Source organism: Pseudomonas sp. BF-B-30, assembly GCF_019956305.1.
Lineage (GTDB): Bacteria > Pseudomonadota > Gammaproteobacteria > Pseudomonadales > Pseudomonadaceae > Aquipseudomonas > Aquipseudomonas jessenii.
This window is the reverse complement of record NZ_JAHBDG010000065.1, coordinates 1-4,539: the sequence shown is the minus strand read 5'-3', so window position 1 is coordinate 4,539 and position 4,539 is coordinate 1. Positions and strand designations below refer to the sequence as shown.

Below are 4,539 nucleotides of genomic sequence, written 5' to 3'. Positions count from 1 at the left end.
GCTCAGCAATCGTTGGTTACATCTTTGATTTCTCGCGGAGTAACTTGTGATGCTGATAATCTGTTGACTAGCAGTCTGACTCCACAAGCACCCACACGAATTGCTTGATTCAGTTGTTAAAGAGCGGTTGGCTAAGATCTTTCGTCTCAACCGAGGCGCGCATTCTACAGCAGCCTCATTTACTGTCAAGTGATTATTTTCAGAAGCTTTCAAAGTTTCCTTTGTAACTTCAACCACTTGCGCTTCAGATCTCTCATCAGCGGGAGGCGAATTCTACAGCGTTACACGCTGCTGTCAACACCTCTTTTTCAACTCCCTTTGTGCTTCGATGAACTGAAGCAACCTGCTGCCGAAAACTGCGTAACTCTTTGTTTACCAAGGAGTTTTCCGTTTCGACTGCGCCGGAAGTGGGGCGAATTATAGACACCTGGAATCTGCCGTCAAGCACTGATTTAGGTTTTCTATCAATAAGCTGCGGAAAGCAGCAAAACACCCCAAAGGGTGCCTATATAGAGGAGCCGAAACTCCCTCTATATAGAAGAGACCTATCAGAGAACGCCAGAAGCCTTGAATGCGGACACCGCTCCGGCATCCAGACCCAACACACGCTGCAAAACTTCAAGCGTGTGCTCACCCAGCAGAGGAGGTGCAAAACGATACTCAACCGGCGTCTCCGACAATCGAATCGGGCTCGCCACCTGAGGCACCATCCCGGCCAGCGCATGCGGCAGTTCGATAGCCAACCCACGCGCCTTGACCTGAGGATCGGCAAACATCTGGGCCACGTCATTGATAGGCCCGCATGGCACGCCAGCCTGTTCCAGTTGCGCCACCCATTCAGCGGTAGTCTTGAACACCGTCGCCTGGCGGATCAGCGGAATCAGTATTGCCCTGTTTGCCACCCGCAGCTTGTTAGTGGCAAAACGCGGATCGTCCGCCCACTGCGGCTGCCCGGCCACTTCCGCAAACTTGCGGAACTGACCATCGTTCCCGACGGTAAGGATGAAATCGCCATCCGCCGTAGGAAAATCCTGATAAGGCACGATGTTCGGGTGAGCATTACCCAAGCGCTTAGGCGCGTTGCCTGTCGTCAGGTAGTTCATTGCCTGATTGGCCAGACAAGCCACCTGTACGTCCAACAGTGCCATATCGATATGCTGACCACCGCCGTCGTGATCCCGATGCGCAAGCGCAGCCAGGATCGCGACAGTCGAATACAGCCCGGTGAGGATGTCCGTCAGCGCCACGCCAACCTTCACCGGCCCCGCACCCTCTTCGCCCTCAGGTCGCCCCGTCAGACTCATAAGGCCACCGAGCCCCTGGATCATGAAGTCATAACCCGCACGCTTGGCGTAAGGACCGGTCTGGCCGAACCCGGTGATCGAGCAATAGATCAGATCCGGATTGATCGTCTTCAGCGTTTCATAGTCCAGGCCATAAGCCGCCAGACCGCCGACCTTGAAGTTCTCGATCAGGATGTCCGACTTGGCCGCCAGTTCACGCACCAGCTTCTGCCCTTCAGGGTGAGTGAAGTCGATGGTGACAGATTGCTTGTTGCGATTGGCCGACAAGTAATAAGCAGCCTCGCTGGTATTCTCGCCATAAGCGTCTTTAAGGAACGGCGGCCCCCAGGCGCGCGTGTCATCGCCGTTACCCGGACGCTCGACCTTGATCACTTCAGCGCCAAGGTCGGCCAGGATCTGCCCGGCCCAAGGCCCGGCCAGCACCCGCGATAAATCCAGTACCCGTAGATGCGATAGCGCGCCCATGGACGTTCTCCTTAATAGAACGCCTGGAGGCCGGTTTGCGCACGACCGAGGATCAGTGCATGGACGTCGTGAGTACCTTCATAGGTGTTCACCACTTCCAGGTTGACCAGGTGACGCGCCACACCGAATTCATCGGAGATGCCGTTGCCGCCCAACATATCGCGAGCCATGCGCGCGATGTCCAGGGACTTGCCGCAAGAGTTGCGCTTCATCATCGAGGTAATTTCGACCGCCGCGGTACCTTCGTCCTTCATACGACCCAGACGCAGGCAGCCTTGCAGCGCCATAGTGATTTCAGTCTGCATGTCGGCCAGCTTCTTCTGGATCAACTGGGTAGCGGCCAGTGGGCGACCGAACTGTTGACGATCCAGGGTGTACTGGCGAGCGGTGTGCCAGCAGAACTCGGCTGCACCCAGCGCACCCCAGGAGATGCCGTAACGTGCCGAGTTGAGGCAAGTGAAAGGACCTTTCAGACCACGGACGTCCGGGAAGATGTTCTCTTCCGGAACGAACACGTTGTCCATCACGATTTCACCGGTGATCGATGCCCGCAGGCCCACCTTGCCGTGAATCGCCGGAGCGCTCAGACCTTTCCAGCCTTTCTCCAGTACGAAGCCGCGAATGTCACCGGCATCGTCCTTGGCCCAGACCACGAACACATCGGCGATCGGGCTGTTGGTGATCCACATCTTGCTGCCGGTAAGGCTGTAGCCGCCTTCCACTTTGCGCGCACGACTGATCATCGCGCCCGGGTCGGAGCCGTGGTTAGGCTCGGTCAGGCCGAAGCAGCCGATCCACTCGCCCGACGCCAGTTTCGGCAGGTACTTCTGCTTTTGCGCTTCGGTACCGAATTCATTGATTGGCACCATCACCAGCGAGGACTGCACGCTCATCATCGAGCGATAGCCGGAGTCGATGCGCTCGACTTCACGGGCGATCAGGCCATAGCTGACATAGTTCAGGCCGCTGCCACCGTATTGCTCGGGGATGGTTGCGCCCAACAGGCCAACCTCGCCCATTTCGCGAAAGATCGCTGGATCGGTCTTCTCATGACGGAAAGCTTCGAGGATGCGCGGCGCAAGGCTTTGCTGAGCGAATTGCGCAGCCGTGTCGCGAATCATTCGTTCTTCTTCAGTGAGCTGTTGATCCAGCAGCAGGGGATCGATCCAGTTGAAGCTAGCTTTACCGCCCATGAGTGTGTCCTCTCGAATCGGGTCAAATAACGTAGGCTGATCCTAGGCCCGGATCGGCGCGACGGCAAACGAGGATTTTGCATACTGTTGTGCTAATTTCTCACTCCGAAACGTCGCAAAAGAGCTTTTATGCGATGTATTAGTGAGGTTGACGTACATGCGCAGAAAGATACCCAGCACCACCGCCCTGATCAGCTTCGAGGCCGCGGCGCGCCACGAGAGCTTCACCAAGGCCGCCCAGGAGCTTTCGCTGACCCAGGGAGCGATTTGCCGACAGATTGCCAGCCTTGAAGAGTTCCTCAGTGTGGAACTGTTCCGACGCTCGCGGCGCGGGGTCAAGCTGACGGAAGCCGGACTCTCCTACAGCCGTCGGGTGGCCACTCAGCTCGATGCCGTTGAGCGCGACACCTTGTCCGTGATGGGCCAGCAGGGCACCAACGTGATCGAACTGGCCGTAGTTCCGACCTTCGGCACCCAATGGCTGCTGCCGCGACTCAAGGATTTCCAGCAGAAACACCCGGAAGTGACGGTCAACCTGACCAACCGCACGCGGCCGTTCCTGTTCGCCGACACGGATTTTGATGCCGCCATCTACTTCGGCGACGCGGATTGGTCGGGTACGGAATCCCACAGGCTGATGGGTGAAAATCCGATGCCCGTTTGCAGCCCCAACCTGCTCGGAAACAAGACCAGTCTGACGCCCGGGGAAATCGCCGACTTGCCTCTTCTGCAACAAACCACTCGCCCCTATGCCTGGCGCCAATGGTTCGACTCCCAACACCTCAATGTCCCGCGAGACATGACGGGCCCCCGCTACGAGCTATTCTCCATGCTCGCCCAGGCAGCCATGCACGACATGGGCATTGCCCTGATTCCGCCGTTCCTGATTCAAAGGGAGCTGAAAGAGAAACGCCTGGTGATCGCCAACCCCCAAGCACTGTCCAGTATCAAGGCTTACTACCTGATGATTCCTGAGCGAAAGGTCGAATCCGCGTCTTTAAGGGCATTTCGCGACTGGTTGGTAAATCAGGCGTACAGCTACAGCCTAGAGGGATAAAGGCTCTACAAGGTTACTTGACCCCGTAGTCAGTAAAATAAAAGCCCTACAGATATACGTATTTGTCGCATAGCAGCAAACTGTATCGACAAGTCGTACAAACGTCCCACAAGCGCCTGATGACGCGGCTTTGCGCCACTATTTCGAGGCAATGCCGCATCATTCATACGGCCGATGTGTAAATTCTTCAATTTCGGCCAGAATCCTTGAAAAGCACGGTCTGCAAGGGATTGAGCCGGTTGGTTGCGACATTCGGTCACGGGGTGACTTGTAGTTAATTTTCCGTCACCCGTCATAATCCCTTGAAGGGCACAAAGTTCGCCTGCAAAATGCCGCGCCCCGCCCTGATTTGGCGGGATCGTGCTGATCGGCCGCCCCAGCCGCACCATCCGTAGTGCATGGGTTTACTCAATAAGATCACGCAGGAGATTTGACGTGCACATTGGTGTTCCTCTCGAAACCCAGACCGGTGAAACACGGGTTGCTGCAACCCCGGAAACCATCAAGAAGCTGATCGGCC

The 4,539-nt window shown here is 56.6% G+C and carries 4 protein-coding genes; 2 read left to right on the top strand and 2 right to left on the bottom strand.

Going from position 1 to position 4,539, the window contains the following annotated elements; genetic code table 11:
• Positions 1-548: 548 nt before the first annotated feature.
• A complete protein-coding gene (locus KGB29_RS24825) occupies positions 549-1,769 on the bottom strand; it encodes a CaiB/BaiF CoA transferase family protein (protein ID WP_154910998.1) in 1,221 nt (406 codons plus the stop codon).
• A gap of 11 nt (positions 1,770-1,780) precedes the next feature.
• Positions 1,781-2,962 (bottom strand): acyl-CoA dehydrogenase, encoded by a 1,182-nt coding sequence (locus tag KGB29_RS24820; protein ID WP_008053124.1) that lies wholly within the window; start codon positions 2,960-2,962, stop codon positions 1,781-1,783.
• Positions 2,963-3,119: 157 nt separating this feature from the next.
• Here KGB29_RS24820 and KGB29_RS24815 point away from each other — a divergent pair, with 157 nt between their 5' ends.
• Together KGB29_RS24815 and KGB29_RS24810 are read left to right on the top strand one after the other, a co-directional pair.
• The gene (locus KGB29_RS24815) at positions 3,120-4,019 is read left to right on the top strand and encodes a LysR family transcriptional regulator (RefSeq protein WP_057712567.1); all 900 of its coding nucleotides are present in this window, start codon (positions 3,120-3,122) and stop codon (positions 4,017-4,019) included.
• Positions 4,020-4,454: 435 nt separating this feature from the next.
• Positions 4,455-4,539 (top strand): hypothetical protein (locus tag KGB29_RS24810; RefSeq protein WP_223473437.1); only part of this gene is annotated, 85 nt, incomplete at its 3' end.

What these genes read in the sequence shown, in the direction of transcription:
- KGB29_RS24825 (WP_154910998.1), bottom strand. Translation starts at nt 1,769, where the DNA reads ATGGGCGCGCTATCGCATCTACGGGTACTGGATTTATCGCGGGTGCTG.
- KGB29_RS24815 (WP_057712567.1), top strand. Translation starts at nt 3,120, where the DNA reads ATGCGCAGAAAGATACCCAGCACCACCGCCCTGATCAGCTTCGAGGCC.
- KGB29_RS24820 (WP_008053124.1), bottom strand. Translation starts at nt 2,962, where the DNA reads ATGGGCGGTAAAGCTAGCTTCAACTGGATCGATCCCCTGCTGCTGGAT.